At 70.4% G+C, this 24,281-nt stretch carries 22 protein-coding genes; 10 read left to right on the top strand and 12 right to left on the bottom strand.

Annotation, left to right across the window (positions count from 1 at the left end; translation table 11 throughout):
- Positions 1–52 precede the first annotated feature (52 nt).
- Positions 53–811: a methyltransferase domain-containing protein gene (locus ABZT06_RS36155; RefSeq protein ID WP_355750986.1), complete on the top strand. Its 759-nt coding sequence runs from the start codon at positions 53–55 to the stop codon at positions 809–811.
- A gap of 59 nt (positions 812–870) precedes the next feature.
- Here the strand turns inward: ABZT06_RS36155 and ABZT06_RS36150 are convergent, their stop codons facing one another.
- The 3 genes from ABZT06_RS36150 to ABZT06_RS36140 are packed head-to-tail and all read right to left on the bottom strand — an operon-like array spanning position 871 to position 3,556.
- Positions 871–1,632 (bottom strand): amino acid ABC transporter ATP-binding protein, encoded by a 762-nt coding sequence (locus ABZT06_RS36150; RefSeq protein ID WP_355750984.1) that lies wholly within the window; start codon positions 1,630–1,632, stop codon positions 871–873.
- 1 nt (position 1,633) lies between these two features.
- Positions 1,634–2,566 (bottom strand): amino acid ABC transporter permease, encoded by a 933-nt coding sequence (locus tag ABZT06_RS36145; protein WP_355750981.1) that lies wholly within the window; start codon positions 2,564–2,566, stop codon positions 1,634–1,636.
- A gap of 30 nt (positions 2,567–2,596) precedes the next feature.
- Positions 2,597–3,556, bottom strand: coding sequence for an ABC transporter substrate-binding protein (locus ABZT06_RS36140; RefSeq protein WP_355750978.1), 960 nt, complete (start codon positions 3,554–3,556; stop codon positions 2,597–2,599).
- Positions 3,557–4,201: 645 nt separating this feature from the next.
- Between ABZT06_RS36140 and ABZT06_RS36135 the strand changes: the two genes are divergently transcribed.
- The 4 genes from ABZT06_RS36135 (at position 4,202) to ABZT06_RS36120 (ending at position 8,085) form a co-directional block, all read left to right on the top strand.
- Positions 4,202–5,425, top strand: a complete 1,224-nt coding sequence (locus ABZT06_RS36135; protein WP_355750975.1) for an NADP-dependent malic enzyme — start codon at positions 4,202–4,204, stop codon at positions 5,423–5,425.
- An 817-nt stretch (positions 5,426–6,242) separates the two neighbouring features.
- Positions 6,243–7,208, top strand: a complete 966-nt coding sequence (locus ABZT06_RS36130; protein WP_355750973.1) for a zinc-binding dehydrogenase — start codon at positions 6,243–6,245, stop codon at positions 7,206–7,208.
- A 104-nt stretch (positions 7,209–7,312) separates the two neighbouring features.
- Positions 7,313–7,522 carry an HTH domain-containing protein gene (locus ABZT06_RS36125; protein ID WP_007384656.1) on the top strand — a complete coding sequence of 70 codons (210 nt, stop codon included), beginning with the start codon at positions 7,313–7,315 and terminating at the stop codon, positions 7,520–7,522.
- Entirely contained in the window at positions 7,522–8,085 is a 564-nt protein-coding gene (locus ABZT06_RS36120; RefSeq protein WP_355750969.1) for a Clp protease N-terminal domain-containing protein, read from the top strand. The genes ABZT06_RS36125 and ABZT06_RS36120 overlap by 1 nt, the downstream gene beginning before the upstream one ends.
- A gap of 48 nt (positions 8,086–8,133) precedes the next feature.
- On the opposite strand, the gene ABZT06_RS36115 is transcribed toward ABZT06_RS36120, so the two are convergent.
- Positions 8,134–9,216, bottom strand: a complete 1,083-nt coding sequence (locus ABZT06_RS36115; RefSeq protein ID WP_355750966.1) for a helix-turn-helix transcriptional regulator — start codon at positions 9,214–9,216, stop codon at positions 8,134–8,136.
- A 1-nt stretch (position 9,217) separates the two neighbouring features.
- Entirely contained in the window at positions 9,218–10,276 is a 1,059-nt protein-coding gene (locus ABZT06_RS36110; protein WP_355750963.1) for a DUF4097 family beta strand repeat-containing protein, read from the bottom strand.
- 117 nt (positions 10,277–10,393) lie between these two features.
- Between ABZT06_RS36110 and ABZT06_RS36105 the strand changes: the two genes are divergently transcribed.
- Genes ABZT06_RS36105 through ABZT06_RS36095 form a run of 3 tightly spaced genes read left to right on the top strand, consistent with a single transcriptional unit; the run spans position 10,394 to position 11,669 of the window.
- On the top strand, positions 10,394–11,239 hold the full coding sequence (locus ABZT06_RS36105; RefSeq protein WP_355750960.1) for a hypothetical protein: 846 nt from the start codon (positions 10,394–10,396) through the stop codon (positions 11,237–11,239).
- Between the two features lie 5 nt (positions 11,240–11,244).
- Complete coding sequence (locus tag ABZT06_RS36100; protein ID WP_355751167.1) at positions 11,245–11,454, top strand: hypothetical protein; 210 nt, start codon at positions 11,245–11,247, stop codon at positions 11,452–11,454.
- 5 nt (positions 11,455–11,459) lie between these two features.
- Positions 11,460–11,669 carry a hypothetical protein gene (locus ABZT06_RS36095; RefSeq protein ID WP_355751164.1) on the top strand — a complete coding sequence of 70 codons (210 nt, stop codon included), beginning with the start codon at positions 11,460–11,462 and terminating at the stop codon, positions 11,667–11,669.
- Positions 11,670–11,711: 42 nt separating this feature from the next.
- On the opposite strand, the gene ABZT06_RS36090 is transcribed toward ABZT06_RS36095, so the two are convergent.
- The 5 genes from ABZT06_RS36090 to ABZT06_RS36070 form a co-directional block, all read right to left on the bottom strand.
- A complete protein-coding gene (locus ABZT06_RS36090; protein ID WP_003992906.1) occupies positions 11,712–11,891 on the bottom strand; it encodes a DUF6104 family protein in 180 nt (59 codons plus the stop codon).
- A gap of 87 nt (positions 11,892–11,978) precedes the next feature.
- Complete coding sequence (locus ABZT06_RS36085; RefSeq protein WP_355750955.1) at positions 11,979–15,785, bottom strand: multifunctional oxoglutarate decarboxylase/oxoglutarate dehydrogenase thiamine pyrophosphate-binding subunit/dihydrolipoyllysine-residue succinyltransferase subunit; 3,807 nt, start codon at positions 15,783–15,785, stop codon at positions 11,979–11,981.
- 291 nt (positions 15,786–16,076) lie between these two features.
- Positions 16,077–17,183, bottom strand: a complete 1,107-nt coding sequence (locus ABZT06_RS36080) for an ATP-binding protein (RefSeq protein ID WP_355750953.1) — start codon at positions 17,181–17,183, stop codon at positions 16,077–16,079.
- Complete coding sequence (locus tag ABZT06_RS36075) at positions 17,180–17,917, bottom strand: response regulator transcription factor (RefSeq protein ID WP_031038660.1); 738 nt, start codon at positions 17,915–17,917, stop codon at positions 17,180–17,182. Before ABZT06_RS36075 ends, ABZT06_RS36080 begins: the two co-directional genes overlap by 4 nt.
- 123 nt (positions 17,918–18,040) lie before the next feature.
- Entirely contained in the window at positions 18,041–18,718 is a 678-nt protein-coding gene (locus tag ABZT06_RS36070; RefSeq protein WP_355750950.1) for a spermidine synthase, read from the bottom strand.
- A gap of 139 nt (positions 18,719–18,857) precedes the next feature.
- On the opposite strand from ABZT06_RS36070, the gene ABZT06_RS36065 reads away from it, so the two are divergent.
- Positions 18,858–19,811: a rhomboid-like protein gene (locus tag ABZT06_RS36065; protein ID WP_355750946.1), complete on the top strand. Its 954-nt coding sequence runs from the start codon at positions 18,858–18,860 to the stop codon at positions 19,809–19,811.
- Here ABZT06_RS36065 and ABZT06_RS36060 read toward each other — a convergent pair.
- Complete coding sequence (locus ABZT06_RS36060) at positions 19,699–20,499, bottom strand: GNAT family N-acetyltransferase (protein WP_355750944.1); 801 nt, start codon at positions 20,497–20,499, stop codon at positions 19,699–19,701. The two genes, ABZT06_RS36065 and ABZT06_RS36060, sit on opposite strands and share 113 nt — an antisense overlap.
- Before the next feature lie 500 nt (positions 20,500–20,999).
- On the bottom strand, positions 21,000–21,656 hold the full coding sequence (locus ABZT06_RS36055) for a GNAT family N-acetyltransferase (RefSeq protein WP_355750941.1): 657 nt from the start codon (positions 21,654–21,656) through the stop codon (positions 21,000–21,002).
- 188 nt (positions 21,657–21,844) lie between these two features.
- Here ABZT06_RS36055 and lon point away from each other — a divergent pair, with 188 nt between their 5' ends.
- The gene (gene lon, locus ABZT06_RS36050) at positions 21,845–24,259 is read left to right on the top strand and encodes an endopeptidase La (protein WP_355750938.1); all 2,415 of its coding nucleotides are present in this window, start codon (positions 21,845–21,847) and stop codon (positions 24,257–24,259) included.
- Positions 24,260–24,281 lie beyond the last annotated feature (22 nt).

The raw sequence follows: 24,281 nt of genomic DNA, 5'->3' as shown, positions 1-24,281 counted from the left end.
ACAGCTGATCGTGCTTCCAGGGTATTACGACTGCGACTGGACAGGGGCTCCCATGACGGCCGAACTCACTACCGACTGGAAGGCCTGGCAGCAGAGCTGGGACCAGCAGCAAGAGGTGTACATGCCGGACCGCGAGGACCGGTTCCGGATCATGCTGGACATGGTCGAGGCACTCGTCGGGCCCCGGCCGCGCGTGCTCGACCTCGCCTGCGGCACGGGAACCATCACGGCCCGGCTGCTCGCCCGGTTCCCGGAGGCCACCGGCACCGGCGTGGACCTCGACCCCGCGCTCCTCGCCATCGCCGAGGGCACGTTCGCGGGCGACGGGCGGGTCTCCTTCGTGACCGCCGACCTCAAGGACCCGGACTGGCCCACGAGGCTGCCGTACGACTCGTACGACGCCGTCCTGACCGCCACGGCCCTGCACTGGCTGCACAGCGAACCCCTCGCGACCGTCTACGGACAGATCGCGGAACTCGTCCGCGACGGCGGTGTCTTCATGAACGCGGACCACATGATCGACGAGACCACCCCCCGGATCAACGCGGCCGAACGCGAACAACGCCACGCGCACATGGAGCAGGCCAAGCGGGACGGCGCCCTCGACTGGGCCGAATGGTGGCAGGTCGCCGCCGAGGATCCCGTCCTCGCCGGGCCGACGGCGCGCCGCTTCGAGATCTACGGCGAGCACGCCGACGGGGACATGCCGTCCGCCGCGTGGCACGCACGCGTGCTGCGCGAGAAGGGCTTCGGGGAGGCCCGGCCGGTGTGGTGCTCGCCCTCGGACACCCTGCTGCTCGCGCTCAAGTAGGCGCCCGTACGAAAAGGGGCGGTACGGGAAGCCCGTACCGCCCCTTCGTCGTCGTATCGCTAGAGGACCTTCGACAGGAACGCCTGGGTGCGCTCGTGCTGCGGGTTCGTCAGGACCTCGCGGGGGTCGCCGGATTCGACGACCACGCCGCCGTCCATGAAGACCAGGCTGTCGCCGACCTCGCGGGCGAAGCCCATTTCGTGGGTGACGACGACCATCGTCATGCCGGACTCGGCGAGGTCGCGCATGACGTCGAGGACGTCACCGACCAGCTCCGGGTCCAGGGCCGAGGTCGGCTCGTCGAAGAGCATCAGCTTCGGGTCCATCGCAAGGGCGCGGGCGATCGCCACCCGCTGCTGCTGGCCGCCGGAGAGCTGGGCGGGGTAACTGCCCGCCTTGTCGGCCAGGCCGACCTTCTCCAGCAGCTCCCGCGCGCGCTCCCGGGCCTGGGCCCGGCTCGCGCCCTTGACCTGGACCGGTGCCTCCATGACGTTCTCGACGGCCGTCATGTGCGGGAACAGGTTGAACCGCTGGAACACCATGCCGATGTCCCGGCGCTGCAGCGCGACCTCGCTGTCCTTGAGCTCGTACAGCTTGTCCGCCTTCTGGCGGTAGCCGACCAGCTCGCCGTCGACGTACAGCCGGCCGGCGTTGATCTTCTCCAGGTGGTTGATGCACCTGAGGAAGGTCGACTTGCCGGAGCCCGAGGGGCCGATGAGGCAGAAGACCTCGCCGGTCTTCACCTCCAGGTCGATGCCCTTGAGGACCTCCACCAGGCCGAACGACTTGTGGACGCTCTCGGCCTTCACCATGGCGGTCATGTCACACGCCCCTTTCGCGACTGAAGGCCATCAGGTTGACCCTGATCTTCTGCCACGGCGTCGGCGGCAGGCTCCGGGACGAACCGCGGGCGAAACGGCGCTCCAGGTAGTACTGGAAGACGCTGAACACGCTGGTCATGACCAGGTACCAGATGGAGGCCACGAACAGCATCTCCATCACGGCGTACGACGTGGAGCCGATCGTCGAGGTGGCGCGCAGCAGTTCGTTGTACGTCACCGCGTACACCAGCGACGAGGTCTTGAGCATGTTGATGAACTCGTTGCCCGTCGGCGGCACGATCACCCGCATCGCCTGCGGGATCACGATCCGGCGCAGCGTCTTGGCGTGGCTCATGCCGAGCGCGTGCGAGGCCTCCGTCTGGCCCTCGTCGACGGCCAGCAGACCGGCGCGGCAGATCTCCGCCATGTACGCGGCCTCGTTGAGGCCGAGGCCCAGCAGGGCGCACATGAACGGGGTCATCACGTCCGTCATCTCGTCCTTGTAGATCGGACCGAGATTCAGCATCGGGAAGATCAGCGCCAGGTTGAACCACAGCAGGAGCTGGACGTAGACCGGGGTTCCGCGGAAGAACCAGATGTAGGCCCAGGCCACCCAGCTCGTCACCGGGTTCTTGGAGAGCCGCATGACGGCCAGCAGGACGCCGAGGACCACGCCCACGATCATCGCGAGCACGCTGATCAGCAGGGTGCGGCCGGCGCCCGCGAGGACCGTGGAGTCGAACAGCTTGTCGCCGACGGCGCTCCACTGGATCTTCTCGGCGGTGGCGAACGCGTTGACCAGCAGGGCCACCAGCGCCAGCACGACGACCGCGCTGACATAGCGGCCGTAGTGGCGGACCGGGATGGCCTTGATGGTCTCGGGGGAGGTCCTCGGCGGGGTGTCCGCCGGCTCCTTGTCGATCTTGTCAGTCACCGTGACTGCCCTTCAGTGGTGCCGGGTCCGTCACTTGCCGCCGTTGACCGCGGCCGTGTCGACGGCACCGGTCTGGGCGCCCCACTTGTCCAGGACCTTCTTGTACGTGCCGTCCTTGATGATGGCGTTCACGGCCGCCTCCAGGGCGCTCGTGAGCTCCTTGTTGTCCTTGTTCACGGCGAGGCCGAACGGACCGGCGTCGACCTGCTCGCCGACGACCTCGAAGGCGTTGCCGCCGTCGGCCTTGCGGGCGATGTCCACGGCGACCGGGTAGTCGTTGACGCCGGCGACGGCGCCGCCCGACTTCACGCGGGTCTGGGCCTCGGTGTCGTTGTCGAACGCCTCGATCGTCAGCGCCTTCTTGCCGGCCTGCGTGCACGCCTTGGACTGCTTCTGCAGGGCCTGCTCGTAGGTCGTGCCGTGCTGCACGGCGACCTTCTGACCGCAGAGGTCCTCGATCGAGCCGATCTTCTTCGGGTTGCCCTTCTGGACGTAGATGGCGGTGCCGGCCGTGAAGTAGTCGACGAAGTCGACACCCGGGCCGAGCTTCTTGCCCTTGTCGTCCAGGCCCTCCTGGCGCGCCTTGGTGTCCGTGATGGAGGACATGGCGACGTCGTAGCGCCCGGAGTTCAGGGAGCTGATCAGGCCGTCGAAGGAGCCCGAGGTGAACTGGAACTCCACACCCAGCTGCTTGCTCAGCGCGGCCGCGATGTCGGGGTCGACGCCGACGATCTTGCCGCCCTCCTGGTATTCCATGGGCGCGTACTCGGCGTTGGTGCCGACCTTGATGACACCCGCCTTCTGGATCTTCGCGGGCAGCTTGTCGAACAGCGGGGCCTTGCTGGACGACGCCGATTCCTTGGTGCTGCCGCCGCTGTCCGTCTGGTCACCGCAGCCGGTGAGAATCAGGGCGCCGGCGACCGCGATCGCACCTACCGCGGCTGTCCTGGTGCGCGCGACGGTCGTACGACGGGTGGAGCTTGCGGTCATGGTGGGTTCCTCCGGCGGATGGGTGGAGTTGCCGATGGGCGGGGCGGCTGCCGATCGGTTCGGCAGCGCTGCCTTCGTTCCTCAGGTCGACGAGAGCACACGCCTTCGAGTGTCGCGACCTCGTGTGATGACGGCATCTTGCCATTCGGACTGGACCATTCAGGGCGCCGGTCATATCAAAATCGCATAACGGGTGACCCGCGAACCGCACCATGTCCGTACATCACGACCGGACCATCTGCGGGAATCTGGCATTCCGGCCGGAAGATCTCCGGTGCGGATCGCGCGGCGGGCGACCCGGCCGGGGCGTCCCGCGGTCGCCCGAGTGGCTCTCCGGTGATCGTCAAGGGCGTGCCGATGGTTTGTCCGGGTGGCGTTTCATGATTCATGTCACCGGCCTCCGGTGATCGATGATCGATTTTCGTTCCGGCATGTGACCTTGGACGTATTGGACTCGTCCCCGAAGCCGGTCGTCCGGTAAGAAGGTTCTTTACACCCCTCATCCGGGGCTCAGGGCGCGTGTGCGGCGCGCCCGTCGCGTACCGGCCCGTACGCATCAGTGACCAGGGCCGTACGCGGTGCCCGCCCACTTCTCAACCAGGAGTGGCCACCCTCAAAACATGAAGACCTAAGGGGTAAGACAAAGTGGCAGCGGAGATCGTCAATCCTCGCAGCGACAGCAATACGGGACAGGACGGAGGGGCGGAGCCCCTCGATTCCTTCGACCCCGCGTTCGCGCTGCACCGCGGCGGCAAGATGGCTGTGCAGGCCACCGTGCCGATCCGCGACAAGGACGACCTGTCCCTCGCGTACACGCCCGGCGTGGCGAAGGTGTGCAGCGCCATCGCCGAGCAGCCGGACCTCGTCCACGACTACACGTGGAAGTCCTCGGTCGTCGCCGTCGTGACGGACGGTACGGCCGTCCTGGGGCTCGGTGACATCGGGCCCGAGGCCTCCCTCCCGGTGATGGAGGGCAAGGCGATCCTGTTCAAGCAGTTCGGCGGGGTGGACGCGGTTCCGCTCGCGCTGGCCTGCACCGACGTCGACGAGATCATCGAGACCGTGGTCCGTCTCGCCCCGTCCTTCGGCGGCGTGAACCTCGAGGACATCTCGGCTCCCCGGTGCTTCGAGATCGAGCGGCGGCTCCAGGAGCGGCTCGACATCCCCGTGTTCCACGACGACCAGCACGGGACCGCGGTCGTGACGCTGGCCGCCCTGCGCAACGCCGCGCGTCTCAGCGGGCGGTCCATCGGAGATCTTCGTGCGGTGATCTCCGGTGCGGGCGCCGCGGGCGTGGCCATCGCCAAGATGCTCGTCGAGGCGGGCATCGGGGACGTCGCCGTCGCCGACCGCAAGGGTGTCGTGTCCGCCGACCGGGACGACCTCACGTCCGTGAAGCGGGAGGTGGCCGGCTTCACGAACAAAGCCGGTCTGACCGGGTCGCTGGAGGACGCGCTGGCGGGCGCGGACGTCTTCATCGGCGTGTCCGGCGGTACGGTCGCGGAGTCCGCGGTCGCCTCCATGGCGAAGGGCGCCTTCGTGTTCGCGATGGCCAACCCGGACCCCGAGGTGCACCCCGATGTGGCGCACAAGTACGCGGCCGTGGTGGCCACCGGGCGGTCCGACTTCCCGAACCAGATCAACAACGTGCTGGCGTTTCCGGGGATCTTCGCGGGGGCGCTGCAGGTGCGGGCCTCGCGGATCACGGAGGGCATGAAGATCGCGGCGGCCGAGGCGTTGGCGGCGGTGGTCGGTGACGATCTGGCGGCCGACTACGTGATCCCATCCCCGTTCGACGAGCGGGTGGCTCCGGCGGTCACGGCGGCGGTTGCCGCGGCGGCTCGGGCGGAGGGTGTTGCTCGCCGCTGAGTCGTGCCTGGCTGAGGCGGTCCTGTCCGGGTGGGTTTCCGGGCGGGGCCGTTTCTTTGCCCGGGGGGTCAGCTGATCGGGTTGCCTGCGGGTTCGCTGGGGGGCGTTGATGCCTGCGCCGGCCTGCGTTGGGCTGGGCAGGCTTGTGTTGTCGTGTGTCTGCGGGCCGGTGGGGGCGGGCGTTTTTGCGCAGTTCCCCGCGCCCCTGGATGCCTGCGGCGCAGCTGTGGGCCCGGTGGGGGCGGGTGTAGCGCGTGCGGGTGTGTTGTGGGTCGGGGCCGGGGTGGGGGTATCCGTCCTCGGTCCGGCGGCTCGGTTGCTTGAGCTGTGCTCGGTGCCGGACGCCGGCCGCTGCGGGCGGACACCCCCCACCCCGTCACCTTCCCGCCGTACGCGGCCAACGGTCCGTCCCGACGCACGGTCCGGCGAACGGACCGCCGTGGCGCGCGGGGTGACAAACGGCCCGTCCTGGCGCGCGAGGGTAGCGAACGGCCTGTCCTGGCGCAGGTCACTGCACCCCCCCAGGGGCGTCGGGAACTGCGCGACCAGCCCCCACCGGCCCGCGGCCGCCTGACGTACCCCTCCACCCGGCACCCCCATGAGGCGCCCTGTCCCAGCCCGGCGCAGCTGCCCGCACCCGCCTGACAACCCCTACCCGGCACCCCCATGAGGCGCCCTGTCCCAGCCCGGCGCAGCTGCCCGCACCCGCCTGACAACCCCTACCCGGCACCCCCATAGGCGCCCCGATCCGCAAGAGGGCGTGTGTCACAACGCGGTCCTGTTCCCCGCGCCGTCGGCGGACCCTATCGTCAAGGTCATGTTCGCTGTCTACGCCGCCCGAATCGACCGCGACAACCCGCTCTCGGGACTGGAGTCGGGGGAGCGCCCGGCCCCCGAAGCCCGCCCGGGTTGGAGCGTCGTCGACGTCAAGGCCGCTTCCCTCAATCACCATGACCTCTGGTCCCTGCGCGGCGTAGGCCTCGCAGAGGACAAGCTCCCGATGATCCTCGGCTGTGACGCCGCCGGTGTCGACGAGGACGGCAACGAGGTCGTCCTGCACTCCGTCATCGGGCAGAGCGGGCACGGGGTCGGTCCCAAGGAGCCGCGGTCCATCCTCACCGAGCGCTACCAGGGGACGTTCGCCGAGCAGGTGGCCGTGCCGACCTGGAACGTGCTGCCCAAGCCGAAGGAGCTGTCCTTCGCGGAGGCCGCCTGCCTGCCCACGGCCTGGCTGACGGCGTACCGGATGCTGTTCACCAATGCCGGGGTCCGGCCCGGTGACTCCGTGCTGGTGCAGGGCGCGGGCGGCGGTGTCGCCACGGCCGCGATCGTGCTCGGGAAGGCCGCGGGGCTGCGGGTCTTCGCCACGAGCCGGGACGAGGCCAAGCGGAAGCGCGCCCTGGAGCTCGGGGCCGTGGAGGCGCTGGAGTCGGGTGCGCGGCTGCCGCAGCGGGTGGACGCCGTCATCGAGACGGTGGGTGCGGCCACATGGTCGCACTCCGTGAAGTCGCTCAAGCCCGGCGGCACGCTGGTCATCTCCGGTGCCACGAGCGGTGACCGCCCTTCGCACGCCGAACTGACCCGGATCTTCTTCCTGGAGCTCAAGGTCGTCGGCTCGACCATGGGCACCAAGGACGAGCTGGAGGACCTGCTCTCGTTCTGCGCGGCCACGGGTGTGCGGCCCGTCATCGACGAGGTGCTGCCCATGGACCGTGCCCGTGAGGGCTTCCAGCGGGTGGAGTCCGGTGAGCTGTTCGGGAAGATCGTGCTCACCAACGGCTGATCCCTTCCTTTCCTTCTCTTCAGCGGCCGGTCCGGATGCGGATCGGCCGCTGACGTTTGTCAACTGCGATTGACGGATGGGTGATGTCAACGTAGGTTGACATCATGACCGAAGCAACAGATCTCGCCGAGCGCGCCGGTGATCGCGATCCCCGGGTCGGACTGCGTGCCGTCGCCGCACTGCGCAGGCTGCTGGAGCAGCTGGAGTCGGTGCAGGTGCGCAGTGCGCGCAATCAGGGCTGGTCGTGGCAGGAGATCGCCGCGGAACTCGGAGTGAGCAGGCAGGCCGTGCACAAGAAGTACGGGAGGCATTGATGTTCGAGCGGTTCACGAAGGACGCCCGCGCGGTGGTCATGGGCGCGGTCGAACACGCCGAGCAGGTGGGGGCGGGGGCTGTGGACGCCGAGCACCTGCTGCTCGCCCTGCTGGACCGGGAGGCCGGTCGGGCCTCCTTCGCCCTGGCCGCTCTCGGGCTCGCCGAGCGCGGGGACGCCGTACGGGAGGCGCTGGGTGAGGCGCGGCGGCGGGCCGGGCTGTCCCAGGCGGACGCCGAGGCACTGACCGGGCTCGGGATCGACGTCTCGGAGATCGTCTCCCGGGTGGAGGGGGTGCACGGGGTCGGAGCGATGTCCGGCGACCGGAAGGGCAAGGGGTGGCGGTCCGGGCGGCGCTCCTTCGGGCGGGGAGCCAGGGAGATCTTGGAAAAGGCCCTTCGGATCGCCGTGGCCCGACGGGACCGTCATATCGGTGACGAGCACCTCCTGCTGGCCCTGACGGTCAGGCCGGGGGTGGCCGGGGAGGTTCTCGCCGATCACGGGGTGACCTACGAGTCGGTCGTGCGCGTCCTCTACGGCGGGGGAGAGGCGAAGGCCGGCTGAGTGCGCGGGGGTGCCGCCGTCTCCGACGGCGGCACCCCGGCCGCCGGTTCACACCTTCGGTGCTCGCAGGAGTGCCCCTATGTGCGCCGCCGCCGTCGACAGATGGCGGCGGGCGTCCCGGAACTGGTCCGCCGTGATGCCGTGGTCGCGGGCCGCGTCACGGATGTCGTCGCGGAAACGGTCGAGCAGACGGTCCAGATCGCGGGCCGGGTCCCCGGTGGGGTCCTCGTGGGCCCACGAGGGCTCGTAGTCGGCGGGGAAGTCCTCCGGGGTGTGGGAGTACTGAGGACCGGGCGGCGTCCCCTCGGCCTTCTCGGACCTCGCACCGCCCCGGCCGAAGCCGAAGTCCTTCCCGAACTCCTTGCCGTAGTCCTTCCCGAACTCGCCGAACTCCTTGGCCAGTTCGGTGAGCCCCTCGCGCACCCCGGTAGGCCAGTCGCCGCGCGCGAAGTGGTCCTGCACCTGCTCCTGCACCCGCCGGGCGATCCGCTGCACCTCCTCCTGCGCCTGCTCCCGGGCCCGGTCCTGGGCCTCCTTGGCCTGGCGGCGGGCCCGCTGGGCCTCCTCGCGGGCGCGGCGGCTCTCGTCCTTGGCGCGCCGGGCCTGCTCCTTCCACTCCTGCTTGACGCGGCGCATCTCCTCCCTGGCGGCGCGCCACGCCTCCTTGTCGGCGTACTCCGTGAAGTCCCCGAAGGGGCCCTCGTGTTCGCCGCCGGTGGCCTTGGGGCCGCTGCCGGAGCCCCGGCGGGCCTCGGTGGCGGCCGCCCGCACCTCGCGCCGCAGATCACCCGCGGCACCCCGCACATCGGCCCGGATCTCGGCGGCGAGCTCGGCGACCGACTCGCGGATCTCCAGCTCCAGGTCGGCCAGTTCACCGCTGCGGTCGGCCAGTTCGGCGCGGCCCGCGTCCGTGATGGCGTACACCTTGCGGCCGCCCTCGGAGGTGTGGGTGACCAGGCCCTCCGCCTCCAGCTTGGCCAGCCGGGGATAGACGGTGCCCGCGGAGGGGGCGTACAGGCCCTGGAAGCGCTCCTCGAGGAGCCGGATCACCTCGTAGCCGTGGCGCGGGGCCTCGTCCAGCAGCTTCAGCAGATAGAGACGGAGGCGGCCGTGGGCGAAGACGGGGGGCATGTCAGAGCACCTTCTTGTCGGTCGTGCCGTCGGCCGGGCCGCGGGTCGGATCGTCCGTGGGGTCGTCCGCGGGGTGGGGGCCGTCGGCCGGGCCGGAAGGGGAATTGTCCCCCGAGGCGCCGCGCCCACCGTCCACCGGGTCGGCGGTGTCGGCCTGTCCGGCGCCCGTGTCACCGTCCTTCGCGAGGGGATCCGTCTCCCATGGCTCCTCCTCGTCCTCCCGGGGTGGGCGGCGCAGAAGGGCGATGGAGCCGGAGACGGTGGTCGCGCGGAGCTTGCCGGTGCCTGCCCCGAGGCGGCCCGTGACCTTGTGAGCGCCCCACTGGCCTTGCACGCGCAGGCCGTCGAAGGCGTTGGAGATCGTCCCGCTCGCGGTGTTGGCCTCCACCTCCGCGTCGGCGGGCTGGGGGAGCCGGATGGCGATCTCACCCGAGACACTGGTCAGCCGGACGTCGGTGGGGCCCTCCGGATCGAGGTCGACGATCATCGAGCCGCTGACCGAGTCGGCCCGCACGGAGGGGCCGGAGCCCTCCACGACGGTGAGGTCCCCGGAGACCGAGTTGAAGCGCAGATCGCCGGTGACGGCCTGGGCCTCCAGGTTCCCCGAGACGGTGTCGGCGCGGACGGGGCCGGAGAGGCCGACGAGAGTCGTGTCGCCGTTGACGCCCTTCACCACGGACGGGCCGCGCACCCCCGACACGACGGCCGCGGCGCTGACCACACCCACCTCGACGCGGGTGTCCGCCGGCACGGCCAGCGAGACGACCGCGCTGCGCCGCCAGCCCTTGCGGTCGAGCCACTTGAGGAAGCCCTTCCAGGGCAGGTCCTCGTAGGCCACCGTGAGGGTGTTGCCCTCCAGGGTGACGACGAGGGGCGGGCCCTCGACCTCGGAGACCTCCAGGCGGGTGGAACTCTCGTCGATGCCCACGACGTTGACTGTTCCGTTGACGATGCGGACGTGCAGATCGTGCACAGGGACGTCGAACTCGAGCTTATTGGGCTCGGCGACGAACCACTCGGACTTGGGCACGGTGCGGACCTCCCCGTAGTGACGCGCCATATCGCGTCTCTTGCAATTCACGATATATCGTGGTGGTCGAAAGTCAAGACACTCTTTCTGGGGACCTTCAATGCTGCGAATATGACTAATCACCGCATATCGCCCTAGCGTGTGAGCATGTCGACGGAAGCCACCTCCCGTACCGGTCGCACCGGTCCCGCCCCCGGTGCCCTGCTGCTCTGCCGGGCCGCGCCGGACTCCGTCGCTCCTGCCGCCCAGCTGCTGCGCGAGCGGATGCTGCTCACGCGCGCGGGGGAGGGCTGGAGCGTCCTCGTGCCGGAGGGCAGGCCGTGGCTGCATGGTGAGGAGCCGGTCGACCGTGTCATGACCGGCTGGGCCACCGCCCTGGCCGTCGGCGCTCCCTGGCCCGTCCTCGCCCTGTGGTGGGACGCCGACCGCGCCGGCTACACCCTCGCCTCCGGCTTCCGCCGCCCCGTCGGCTACATCTGGCTCACCAACGGCACCCCGGCCGGCGAGGACGAGGCCATGCGCACCTTCGCGGCCCGCCTGGCCCTCGACCCGGTCCTGGACGTCCAGTCCCTCGACCGCCTCACGAAACCGGACCCCGCCTCCGACGCCCGCGCCCGACTGCGCGGCCTGGTCGCGGTCCTCACGCGCGTGGGCCTGGACCTCCCTGCCGGCCTCGCTCCCGGCGAACCGACCGACCGCCTCCGCGAGGCGGCCCGGGACCGGCCGGACGCCCGCCCGGTCGAGGGGGAGGGCCGGCAGGAAACGGTTCGCGGCGAACCCGAAGTGGCCGCGGGCCGCCGCCTCACGCCCTGGCTCCCCTGGTCCGGCGACCCGAAGGCCCACGCCCTCGCCCTGGCTCAGATGGTGGCGGGTCTCCCTCTGGCCGCCTGGGGCCTGCGACACCGTAGCGGCGGCTGGCTGGCGGCGGGGGCGCTGTTGCTGGCGCACGGCGCGCTCGGGTTGTCGTACGGCCTGACGCACCCGCGCGACTGAACACGGTGGCGCACACACGAAGGGCGCACCCGAAGGAGCGCCCCGACCTGAAGGCCCAGGCCCTGGCCCTGGCCCTGGCTCAGATGGTGGCGGGTCTCCCTCTGGCCGCCTGGGGCCTGCGACACCGTAGTGGCGGCTGGCTGGCGGCGGGGGCGCTGTTGCTGGCGCACGGCGCGTTCGGGTTGTCGTACGGCCTGACGCACCCGCGCGACTGAACACGGTGGCGCACACACGAAGGGCGCACCCGAAGGAGCGCCCCGACCTGAAGGCCCAGGCCCTGGCCCTGGCCCTGGCTCAGATGGTGGCGGGTCTCCCTCTGGCCGCCTGGGGCCTGCGACACCGTAGCGGCGGCTGGCTGGCGGCGGGGGCGCTGTTGCTGGCGCACGGCGTGCTCGGGTTGTCGTACGGCCTGACGCACCCGCGCGACTGAACACGGTGGCGCACATACGAAGGGCGCACCCGAAAGCGGGCCCTACTCGTCGTCCTCGTCGTCCAACCGGGCCAGCCACGTGGCCAGCCGCTCCACCGGCACCTCGAAGTCGGGATTGAGATCGACGAACGTCCGCAGCTGCTCGGCGAGCCACTCGAAGGTGACCTCTTCCTCGCCGCGCCGCTTCTCCAGTTCCTCGATGCCACGGTCGGTGAAGTACATGCCGTCAAGGATAAGTGCGCCGAAACGGCCGGGCCGCACCCCTCCGAAGAGGGATGCGGCCCGGTCACATACTGCCCGCGTAAGGGGTTACGCCTCGAACACCTCACGCACCAGCTGCTCCTGCTCCGCCTGGTGCCGCTTGGCGGAACCGACGGCCGGGGAGGAGCTGTGCGGGCGGGAGATCCGCCGCAGGCGCTCGCCGTGCGGGATGTCCGCGCCGACCGCCAGGTCCAGGTGGTCGATCAGGTTGAGGGCGATGAAGGGCCACGCGCCCTGGTTCGCCGGCTCCTCCTGGGCCCACAGGTACTTCTCGGCGTTCGGGTACTTGGCGATCTCCGCCTGGAGCTCGGTGCCCGGGAGCGGGTACAGGCGCTCGATGCGGATGATCGCCGTGTCCGTGATGCCGCGCTTCTGACGCTCGGCCTCCAGGTCGTAGTACAGCTTGCCCGCCACGAAGACGACCTTGCGCACCGCGGCGGCGTCCACGGACGTGTCGCCGATGACCGGGCGGAACTGACCCGACGTGAACTCCTCCGTCTTCGACGCGGCGGCCTTCAGGCGCAGCATCGACTTCGGGGTGAAGACCACCAGCGGCTTGTGGTGCGGGTTGTGCACCTGCCACCGCAGGAGGTGGAAGTAGTTCGACGGCAGGGTGGGCGCCGCGACCGTCATGTTGTTCTGTGCGCACAGCTGGAGGAAGCGCTCGATGCGGGCCGAGGAGTGGTCCGGGCCCTGTCCCTCGTAGCCGTGCGGGAGCAGCAGGGTGACGCCGGACGTCTGACCCCACTTCTGCTCCGCCGCCGAGATGTACTCGTCGACGATCGTCTGCGCGCCGTTGACGAAGTCGCCGAACTGCGCCTCCCACAGCACGAGCGCGTCGGGGCGGGCCAGCGAGTAGCCGTACTCGAAGCCCATGACCGCGTACTCGGACAGCAGGGAGTTGTAGACGTTGTAGCGGGCCTGGTCATCGTTGAGGTACTGGAGCGGGGTGTGCTCCTCACCCGTCTCACGGTCGATGAGGACCGCGTGGCGCTGGCCGAAGGTGCCGCGCTGGGAGTCCTGGCCGGACAGCCGGACCGGGGTGCCCTCCAGGAGCAGGGAGCCGACGGCCAGCGTCTCGCCCATGCCCCAGTCGATCGTGCCGTCCTCGACCATCGACGCCCGGCGCTGCAGCTGCGGCAGCAGACGCGGGTGGACGTGGAAGGTGTCGGGGATGTTGACCTGGGACTCGGCGATCCGCTTCACGACCTCCGCGGAGATCGCGGTGTTCACGGCGACCGGGAACTCGGCCTGCGGGTCGGAGACGGGACCGGCGGCCGGCTGGGCCGTGACGGCCTCGCGGACCTCGGTGAAGACCTTCTCCAGCTGGCCCTGGTAGTCCTGCAGAGCCTGCTCGGCCTCTTCCAGGGTGATGTCGCCGCGACCGATGAGGGACTCGGTGTACAGCTTGCGCACCGAGCGCTTCTTGTCGATCAGGTCGTACATCAGCGGCTGGGTGAAGGCCGGGTTGTCCGACTCGTTGTGACCGCGGCGGCGGTAGCAGATGAGGTCGATCACCACGTCCTTGTTGAACGCCTGGCGGAACTCGAAGGCGAGCCGCGCGACGCGGACCACGGCCTCCGGGTCGTCGCCGTTCACGTGGAAGATCGGGGCCTCGATCATCCTCGCCACGTCCGTCGCGTACATCGACGAGCGGGAGGACTCCGGGGCGGCCGTGAAGCCGACCTGGTTGTTGATGACGATGTGGACCGTGCCGCCGGTGCGGTAACCCCGCAGCTGCGACATGTTCAGGGTCTCGGCCACCACGCCCTGGCCCGCGAAGGCCGCGTCACCGTGCAGGGCGACCGGCAGGACCGTGAAGTCTGTGCCGCCCTTGTTGATGATGTCCTGCTTGGCGCGGACGATGCCCTCGATGACCGGGTCGACCGTCTCCAGGTGGGAGGGGTTCGCGGCCAGCGAGACCTTGATCTGCTCGCCGTCCAGGCCGGTGAAGGTGCCCTCGGCGCCCAGGTGGTACTTCACGTCGCCGGAGCCGTGCATCGACTTCGGGTCGAGGTTGCCCTCGAACTCGCGGAAGATCTGGGCGTACGACTTGCCGACGATGTTCGCCAGGACGTTCAGGCGGCCGCGGTGGGCCATGCCGATGACGACCTCGTCCAGGCGGGACTCGGCGGCCGAGTCCAGCACCGCGTCGAGCAGCGGGATGACGGACTCGCCGCCCTCCAGGGAGAAGCGCTTCTGGCCGACGTACTTCGTCTGCAGGAAGGTCTCGAAGGCCTCCGCGGCGTTCAGCCGGCGCAGGATGCGCAGCTGCTCCTCGCGCTCCGGCTTTGTGTGCGAGCGCTCGATGCGGTCCTGGATCCACCTGCGCTGCTTGGGGTCCTGGATGTGCATGAACTCGACACCGGTGGTGCGGCAGTACGAGTCGCGCAGCACGCCGAGGATGTCGCGCAGCTTCATCAGGGACTTGCCGGCGAAGCCGCCGACCGCGAACTCCCGCTCCAGGTCCCACAGGGTGAGGCCGTGCTCGGTGATGTCCAGGTCGGGGTGCTTGCGCTGGCGGTACTCCAGCGGGTCGGTGTCGGCCATGACGTGGCCGCGGACCCGGTAGGAGTGGATCAGCTCGAAGACGCGGGCGGCCTTGGTGACGTCGTCGTCGTGGCTGGCGTCGATGTCCTTGAGCCAGCGGACCGGCTCGTAGGGGATGCGCAGCGCCTCGAAGATCTCGTCGTAGAAGCCGTTCTCGCCGAGGAGGTAGTTGGCGACGACGCGCAGGAACTCGCCGGAGGCGGCGCCCTGGATCACCCGGTGGTCGTAGGTCGACGTGAGCGTCATGACCTTCGAGATGCCGAGCTTGTTCAGGGTGTCCTGGCTGGTGCCCTGGAACTCCGCCGGGTAGTCCATCGAGCCGACGCCCATGATGACCGACTGGCCGGGCATCAGACGCGGGACCGAGTGGACGGTGCCGAGGCCGCCCGGGTTCGTCAGGGAGACCGTGACGCCCGAGAAGTCGTCCATCGTCAGCTTGCCGTCACGGGCGCGGCGGACGATGTCCTCGTAGGCCTGCCAGAACTCGAAGAAGTTCAGCGTCTCGGCCTTCTTGATGCCCGCGACGACCAACTGGCGGTCGCCGTTGGGCTTCACCAGGTCGATGGCGAGGCCGAAGTTGACGTGCGGCGGCTTGACGAGGGTGGGCTTCCCGTCCTTCTCCGCGTAGTGCCAGTTCATCGACGGCATGGCCTTGATGGCCTGCACCATCGCGTACCCGATGAGGTGGGTGAAGGAGATCTTCCCGCCCCGGGCGCGCTTGAGGTGGTTGTTGATGACGATGCGGTTGTCGAAGAGCAGCTTCACCGGGACCGCGCGCACGGACGTGGCCGTGGGCAGCTCCAGGGAGGCGTTCATGTTCTTCGCGACCGCGGCGGCCGGGCCGCGCAGGGTCACCAGCTCCGGGCCCTCCGCGGAGGCACCCGCGGCCGCCGGCTTCGCGGCGGGCTTCGCAGCGGCGGGCTTGGCGGCCGGAGCGGCCTGAGCCGGAGCAGCGGCTTTGGCCGGGGCGGGAGCCGCGGCGGCGGGCTGGGCGGCCGGAGCAGCGGCCGGGGCCGGCGCAGGAGCCTGGGCCGGGGCGCTGGGCGCCGGGACGGCGGACGCGGCGGTGGTGGTCTCCGCGGCCCCCGCGGCCGCGGTACCCGCCGCAGCCGGAGCGGCGGCCCCCGACTTGTAGTCGGCGAAGAAGTCCCACCAGGCACGGTCTACCGAATTCGGGTCCTGGAGGTACTGCTGATAGATCTCGTCGACGAGCCACTCGTTCGGCCCGAACGCGGCAGCGGGGTTCTTGCCCGCTTGGTCTGCGTCGGTCGAGATGCTGGAGTTACTGGGGGACTGTGGCGACACGGCGGCAACCGCCCTCTTCCGCTTCACAAGGTGATGGACAGCGGAAATAAAGGCTACGCCCCCGAGACGGTGAAGGTCAGGCCGGGCCCGTCCATCGTCGTGTAAGTCACATCAAAGAGCGGGTTTCGGGGGTGAAAATGGCGGGAAACAAGCATGGTTCCGGTGGGTGAACCTGCCTGGGGGAAACGCCGAGCGGGGCTCTGCGCGACTGCGGCGCGGCCCTCTGCCTGATCACACGTGTCCGTCAGCGCGGACAGAGATGGATCTTGTGGCTCCGCTTCGCACTTTACGTCAACTTGGCAGAGATGGAAGTCCCGGAAGGGTGACAAGAATCCTGCATCCCCGCTCGGATTCGGCCACTCCTATCCGGCCGCCGTGCAGATCCACCGCCCAGCGGGCGATCGCAAGGCCGAGCCCGGTGCCGCCGTCACTGCCCGGGCCGTGCGGCCGCATGACCTGACCGCGGTTGAACCGCTCGAAGACGCGGTGCCACTCCGAGCGCGGAATGCCGGGGCCCTCGTCGAGGACCTCCAGTTCCAGCGACTCCGGCAGGGCCCCGCGCCGCGCCTTGACCGTCACCCGTCCGTGTGCCGGGCTGTGCTTGACCGCGTTGTCGATCAGATTGGCCACGACCTGGTGGATGCGCTCCGGGTCGGCGTGCGCGGTGAGCTCCGGCGGCGACACGTCCAGGTGCAGATGGACGTCGTTGCGCGTGTGACTGCCGGACCCGGACGCGATGCCCGCGCGCGCGGTGGCGACCATGTTGGCCTCCTTCAGCACACCCGACAGGTACGGCCACACCTCGAAACGGCGCTTCTTCAGCGGTACGACGCCGTTGTCGAGGCGGGACAGGTCCAGCAGCGTCTCCACCAGCCGGCCGAGCCGCTCGGTCTGCTTGAGGGCGGTGCGCATGGTCTCGGGGTCGGCTTGCGTGACCCCGTCGACGATGTTCTCCAGCACGGCGCGCAGGCCCGCGATGGGCGTGCGCAGCTCGTGGGAGACATTTGCCACAAGTTCCTTGCGCTGGCGTTCCTGGGCCTCCAGGTCGTCCGCCATGCGGTTGATCGTCTGGGCCAGGTCGCCCAGCTCGTCCCGGCGGTTCTCGCGGACCCGGCGGGTGTAGTCGCCGTGCGAGATGGACCGGGCGACCGCGTTCATGTCGTCCAGGGGCGCGGTGAGCGAATGCGCCACGAACTGCGTAATCAGCAGTGTGGCGATCATCGAGAAGACCGTGATGAAGCGCAGCTCGGTCGCTGTGCGCATCGCGATCATCATCAGCCCGGTGGTGATGAGGACCGCGATGACGACCAGCGCGCCCAGCTTGGTCTTGATCGAGAACGGGCTCACTCCGCCCCAGGGTTCCTTGGCGCCCCTCCGGCCGGCCGGACCCTCGCTCATGGCGTCGGCGTCTCCAGGGCGTAGCCCACGCCGTGCACCGTGCGGATCCGCTCGGCGCCGATCTTCCGGCGCAGCGCCTTGATGTGGCTGTCGACGGTCCGGGTGCCGGAGGCGTCCGCCCAGTCCCACACCTCGGCCAGCAGCTGCTCACGGGAGAGCACCGCACGCGGGGTGTTCGCCAGGCACACCAGCAGGTCGAACTCGGTCGGAGTGAGGTGGACGTCCTCGCTCCGCACCCGCACCCGGCGCTGCGCGTGGTCGATCTCCAGCTCGCCGAGCCGCAGGATGCCGCTTCTGGGAGTCGCGGCGGCCAGCGCTGCCCGCTCGACACGGCGCAACAGGACGTGCACGCGCGCGGCCAGCTCACGCATCGAGAAGGGCTTGGTCATGTAGTCGTCGGCACCGACGCCGAGCCCGACCAGCATGTCGGTCTCGTCGTCACGGGCCGTCAGCATCATCACCGGCACCGGACGGGCGGCCTGCACGCGGCGGCAGACCTCCAGACCGTCGAAGCCGGGCAGCATGATGTCGAGGATCAGCAGGTCCGGCTGCCATGCCTCGGCCGTGTCGACCGCCGACGGACCGTCGACCGCCGTTTGCACGAGGAATCCCTCGGCGCGCAGGCGGGTCGCGATGGCGTCGACGATCGTCGGATCGTCCTCGACGACCAGGACCCGGCGCTGAGCGCCCGGAGTAGCCGTCGAACCGTTGTGGGAGGTGTGTGTCTGCTCCATCGCCCGCCCCTGGGGAGTGCTTTCCGGAACCATGTGGGGTGATTCCTTGTCTGCGCATGACTGCGATTGACGCTTGAATGATCGGCGTAGGGGAGCAGAGTACGGGGAGACATCACCCCTTTGCTATCCAGGTCGGACGCCGAGATGCACGACGTCGGGTACTCCCCGGGCAACGGGGATCTCCTCGGTACGTACCTGCTGGAACCCGGCATTTGCTAGGGATCCCTCAAATTCCGCAGATGGTTTGGCCGACCACACGGCCAGTACCCCGCCCGGCTTCAACACCCTTGCGCAGCTTGTGAGTCCGGTACGCGCGTAGAGGCCGTGGTTGCCGTCCGTGACCGTCCAGTCGGGCCCGTTGTCGATGTCGAGGCACAGCGCGTCGAAAGTGGCGCATGTCTCATTGACGAATCCGACTAGATCCGTTTCCAGAATGTTCGTCCGGGGATCGGCGAGCGCCTCGGCCGAGAGCGCCGAGAGCGGGCCGGTGCGGTGCCAGTCGACGATCGCCGGCTCCCGCTCCACGACCGTGATCCGGCCCCAACGCGGGTTCGCGGCCGCGTGTGCGAGCGAGAAGCCGACGCCGAGCCCGCCGATGAGGACGTGCGGGGCGGGGCGGTCGTCGAGCGCTGTGAGCGCCGCGTCGACGAGCATCCGCTCCGAACGTCCGTCGGAGGTGTCCATCAGGAAGCAGCCGTTGGCGATGATCTGGAGCAACTCGCCGTGGCGCCGCAGGACCACCTCTCCGTACGGGCCCTCGCGACGGTCCAGGACTTCGGGAATGTCGTACGAGGTGGGCATCGGCCCATCCTGGCAGGTACGGCGTGCGGTCCGGGGCTCCTTGAGAAGTCCCTGTGAATCGGGGCCGGGGTGGCGCCGGTCACAGACAGCGGGTGGGTCGGGCGCGAAGGGTGGGGCGGAACGGAAGGAGCAGCTCACCTTGGAACGCACCGGGCCCCCCGCCCCTTCCGACGCGCCCGCACCGCGAGCACCTGCCTCGGACGCCTGCTTTCCGGATGTGACAGCCCTGCTCGACGGGATGCCCCGGCAGCGGGAACGGAGCGAGACGGGTGCCGCCGGACCACCGGTGGCGGCACCGGCAACGGCCGCTCCGGACACCCGTTTTCGCGTCCCCCGGCTCCAGCGGCTGCTCCCCACCCCCACCGGGACGCCGTTCACCTTCGTCTACGGCGCCGTCCTGGCCGCCGTCTCGCTGGTCGCCGCACATCTGGACCCGGCCCTCGTGCACGACCTGCACCAGGGCTCCAGTACCGATGTCGCCCACCTCGTGCGGACGCCCGTGCTGGTGCTGGTGGCCAGCGCCTTGTGGATCGCGGGCGGGATCCTCTCGCCGTACGCCCTCGCCCTGCTGTTCGTCCTCACCGCGCTGGAGCGTCGGATCGGCGGCGTGCGCACGGCCGGTGTCTTCCTGCTCGGCCATGTCGGGGCGACCCTCGCCACGGAGGTCCCCATCGGCCTCGCGGTCCTGGCCGGGCATCTGCCCGCCAGCTCGCTGCACCGCCTCGACTACGGCGTCAGCTTCGGCGTGGCCGCGAGCCTCGGCGCGCTGGCGGGACTGCTCAGGCCGTGGCTGCGCTGGCCGTTGCTCGCCGTCTTCGGCTGGGTGCTGGTGACCGACCTGATCGCGTTCACCGACCCGCTGACCGACTGGGGCCATCCGATCGCCCTGACGATCGGTGTCGCGACCTGGCCGCTGCTACGGCGCCGGCACCGCGCCCGGCGGTTGCTCTCGTCCGACCAGGCCCGTTCGCGTGGCGGTGTCACAGGCCCGGGGGCGTCCAGACGTACGGCGTGGTCGTGGTCACCGCGCGCATGCCGAGCCGGCGCAGGATGGGCGCGCTGTCGTCCGAGGCGTCCACGTGCAGGTAGGTGACGCCGCGGGAGTCGGCGAGGGCGGCGCGTACGGCGACCAGGGCACGGTAGATGCCCCTGCCCCGCCACTCGGCGAGCGTGGAACCGCCCCACAGGCTCGCGAACTCCGTGCCCGCGCGGAACACCAGCCAGGCGGCGCACACCACGTCGCCGTCCGCCTCGGCGACGTACACCGCGATGTCGTCCGGCGCGGTGGCGACCCGGCCGATCAGATCGTCGGCGAGCCAGCTCCAGTCCTGGCCCCACACCGCCGACTCCATGGCGGCGATCCGGCGCATGTCGGCGTCCGCCGTGACCCGGCGCACGGTGACGCCCTCCGGCGGCGCGGCCTGTCGTACGGCCATCTCGGCGGCCCGGCCGACCAGTACCGTCTCCTGCTCCTCGGGCACGAAACCGGCCGCGCGGAGACGTTCGGTGAGGTCGGCCGCGGTGTCGTGGGAGCGGGTCTTCCACTCGACGGCCTCGCCGCGCGCCGCGAAGAAGTCACGCTGCCGCGCGATCAGTTCGTCCAGGGCCTTGCCTTCCACGCCAAGGTCACGCGGCCCGCTCACCAACCCGCGGAACTGGCCGACGATCCGCAACAGCGGCCCGTCCTGCTCGTACGTCACCCCGGTGGGCGGGGTGGGGGGAGCGCCGCGCATCTGGTCGTCGTAGGCGGAGAGGAGGGGCGGTGTGTCTGTGGTGGTCATGGTCGGTTCGTTCCCCTGGTCTTCTCGGTTGTCGTCGCCCCGCACGCGTGCGTGGAGGTGCTGGTCGTGCCGGCCGTCCGCGTGGGCGCCGCGGGCCACCGGCGGTACTCGGTGGGCGATCTCGGTGTGACCGCGCCGGAGGTCCGCTTCGGTCCAGGCGGCGGGGCCCATGACTGCAGCCGCCCCGGTGACGGACCGCGCCTGTCTCCGACTCCCACCGCTCCGCCTTCGTCCGATCCGCGCGTGCCTCGTCCTCGGTCGGCGCGGGCAGCGGGTTCCACCGGCTGACCGCCACGCCGTGACTCGCGGCCACCAGCGTGCCGGCCTCCGGGGCGCGCCCCTGGCGCGGTTCCGGGCCGCCGGGAAGACCCGGCGTCCGCTGGGCGTTGTCCGCCGTGCGACCGGCGGGAGCCCCCGGAGGTATCGGGGCGATCACCGGCGCAGCATGACAGAGAGCGTCCCAGGCCGCCTCCGGGTTTCCCGCGGGCGGTGACGGACGGTCACCCGGCGTCCGGTCCCACGAACTTCGCACTGGTGAGCGGAGCTTCCACATGCCAGCCCAGAGCCTCGTACAGCCCCCGGCCCGCCGGCGTCCCCGCGAGCACGCCGGTCTGCGCCCCCGTGCGCGCCGCCGCGGCCTCGAGGGTGCGCATGACGACACTGCCCAGGCCCCGGCGCCGATGAGCTGCCACTGTCTCGATCTGGTCGAAGACGGCGGTGGCGCCGGTCGGGGCGACCTGGCCGCGGGCCGCGAGGGAACCGTCGGGCGCGGCGACGAGTACGCGCGTGACGCCGCCCACGGACCAGGCGCGCAGCCGGTATCCGCCGGGGGCGGCAGGACGTTCCGAGTGCGCGGTCAGCGGGACCGTCATCAGATACCCCGGCTCGGGATCCACCCACCAGCCCTCGCCCAGCCAGCCCCCGGCCACCTGCGGGTCCTGGAACACCTTGAGCCAGACCCCGGCCCCCGTCACCCCGCCCGCCACCTTGCGTACGACCGCCTCGTCCACGTCGTCGCCCAGCGCGTCGAAGACGTGCCGCGACACCTGCGCGACCTGCCCCACGTCGACAGTGAACCCCCACGGCTCCCGCTCGGGCGCCGCCGCCCCACGGGACACGACCCAGCCGGTCACCCACGCCTGTACGACTCCGCCCATGACATCCCCCACCCGTCCCAGTAATAGTCTCTTGCGATATGTGCCTATTACTCGATGACCATAGGGCCCGAACCGGCGATTCCGGCACCCGTGATCGCCGACAGCGAACAGGCGGTCGGGTGGGGAACATTCGAAGGTGCATGTGCATTGAGTCGGCATAGCTCAACTTGACTGCCGAAGGGGAGATCATGGCTTCGACGTCCACACCGCTCACTCTGCCTGTGCTGCCGCTCGACGACGAGGTCGTGCTGCCCGGAATGGTGGTCCCGCTCGACCTGAACGACGCCGACGTCCGCGCCGCGGTGGAGGCCGCCCAGGCCGCCGCCCGCTCGGAACCCGGAAAGCCGAAGGTCCTCCTGGTGCCACGCATCGACGGCACCTACGCGAGCACCGGTGTGCTCGGCACCGTCGAGCAGGTCGGCCGGCTGGCTGACGGCGACCCGGGCGCGCTCATCCGCGGCCGGGGCAGGGTGAAGATCGGTGCGGGGACCACTGGCCCGGGCGCCGCCCTGTGGGTCGAGGGGACCACGGTCGACCAGACCGTCCCCGACCCGCTGCCTGGCCACGTCACCGAACTGGTCAAGGAATACAAGGCCCTTGCCACCGCCTGGCTGCGCAAGCGCGGCGCCTGGCAGATCGTGGACCGGGTGCAGGCCATCGACGACGTGGCCGCCCTCGCCGACAACTCCGGTTACTCGCCCTTCCTGACCACCGAGCAGAAGGTCGAACTGCTGGAGACCGCCGACCCGGTCACCCGCCTCAAGCTCGCCACCCAGCAACTGCGCGACCACCTCGCCGAGCAGGACGTCGCCGAGACCATCGCGAAGGACGTCCAGGAGGGCGTCGACAAGCAGCAGCGCGAGTTCCTGCTCCGCCGTCAGCTGGAAGCCGTACGCAAGGAGCTGCGCGACCTCAACGGCGAGCAGGAGGGCGAGGAGTCCGACGACTACCGCGCGCGTGTGGAGGCGGCCGACCTGCCCGAGAAGGTCCGCGAGGCGGCCCTCAAGGAGGTCGACAAGCTGGAGCGGTCCAGCGACCAGTCCCCGGAGGGCTCCTGGATCCGCACCTGGCTGGACACGGTCCTCGAACTGCCGTGGAACGAACGGACCGAGGACGCGTACGACATCCAGGGCGCCAAGGCGGTCCTCGACGCCGAGCACGCGGGCCTGGAGGACGTGAAGGAGCGGATCACCGAGTACCTGGCGGTGCGCAAGCGCCGTAACGACCGGGGACTCGGGGTCGTCGGCGGCCGCCGCGGCGGTGCCGTGCTCGCCCTCGTCGGCCCGCCCGGCGTCGGCAAGACCTCGCTGGGCGAGTCCGTCGCGCACGCCATGGGCCGCAAGTTCGTCCGCGTCGCCCTCGGCGGTGTCCGGGACGAGGCGGAGATCCGCGGTCACCGGCGGACGTACGTCGGCGCGCTGCCCGGCCGGATCGTACGGGCGATCAAGGAGGCCGGTTCGATGAACCCGGTCGTCCTGCTCGACGAGATCGACAAGGTGGGCTCCGACTTCCGCGGCGACCCCGCGGCCGCCCTCCTGGAGGTCCTGGACCCGGCACAGAACCACACCTTCCGCGACCACTACCTGGAGGTCGAACTCGACCTGTCCGACGTGGTGTTCCTCGCGACGGCGAACGTCCTGGAGGCGATCCCGGAGGCCCTGCTCGACCGTATGGAGCTGGTCCGCCTGGACGGTTACACCGAGGACGAGAAGATCGTCATCGCCCGTGACCACCTGCTCCCGCGCCAGCTGGAGCGGGCGGGGCTCGCCAAGGACGAGGTGGTCATCGACGAGAGCGCGCTGCGCAAGCTCGCCGGTGAGTACACGCGCGAGGCGGGCGTCCGCACCCTGGAGCGGTCGGTCGCGAGGCTGCTGCGCAAGGTGGCGGCCCAGCACGAACTGGGTGAGCGGGAACTGCCGTTCACGGTCACGGACGAGGAGCTGCGCGGTCTGATCGGCCGTCCGCACCACGTGCCCGAGTCGGCCCAGGACCCGGCGGAGCGCCGTACGGCGGTTCCCGGTGTCGCGACCGGACTCGCGGTCACCGGAGCGGGCGGGGACGTGCTCTTCGTCGAGGCGTCGCTGGCCGACCCGGAGACGGGCGCGGCGGGTCTGACGCTGACCGGCCAGCTGGGTGACGTGATGAAGGAGAGTGCGCAGATCGCCCTGTCCTTCCTCCGCTCGCACGGCGCTGAGCTCGAACTGCCGGTCGGCGACCTGAAGGACCGGGGCGTGCACATCCACTTCCCGGCGGGCGCGGTCCCGAAGGACGGCCCGAGTGCGGGCGTCACCATGACGACGGCGCTGGCCTCGCTGCTCTCCGGCCGACTGGTCCGTACGGACGTGGCGATGACCGGCGAGGTCTCGCTGACCGGCCGGGTCCTGCCCATCGGCGGGGTGAAGCAGAAGCTGCTCGCCGCGCACCGCGCCGGGGTGACGACCGTGATCATCCCCAAGCGCAACGAGGCCGACCTGGACGACGTCCCGGCGGAGGTGCTGGACAAGCTCGACGTCCACGCCGTCACCGACGTCCGCCAGGTCCTGGAGCTGGCGCTGTCCCCGGCGGTCAACGGGGCGGCGACGGAGGTTCCGGTGGCGGCGTGACGCCGTAGTCCGTCAGCGGGCT

Source organism: Streptomyces sp. NPDC005483 (genome assembly GCF_040606035.1).
In the GTDB taxonomy this organism is placed as follows: domain Bacteria; phylum Actinomycetota; class Actinomycetes; order Streptomycetales; family Streptomycetaceae; genus Streptomyces.
This window is presented reverse-complemented; position numbering and strand designations above follow the sequence as displayed.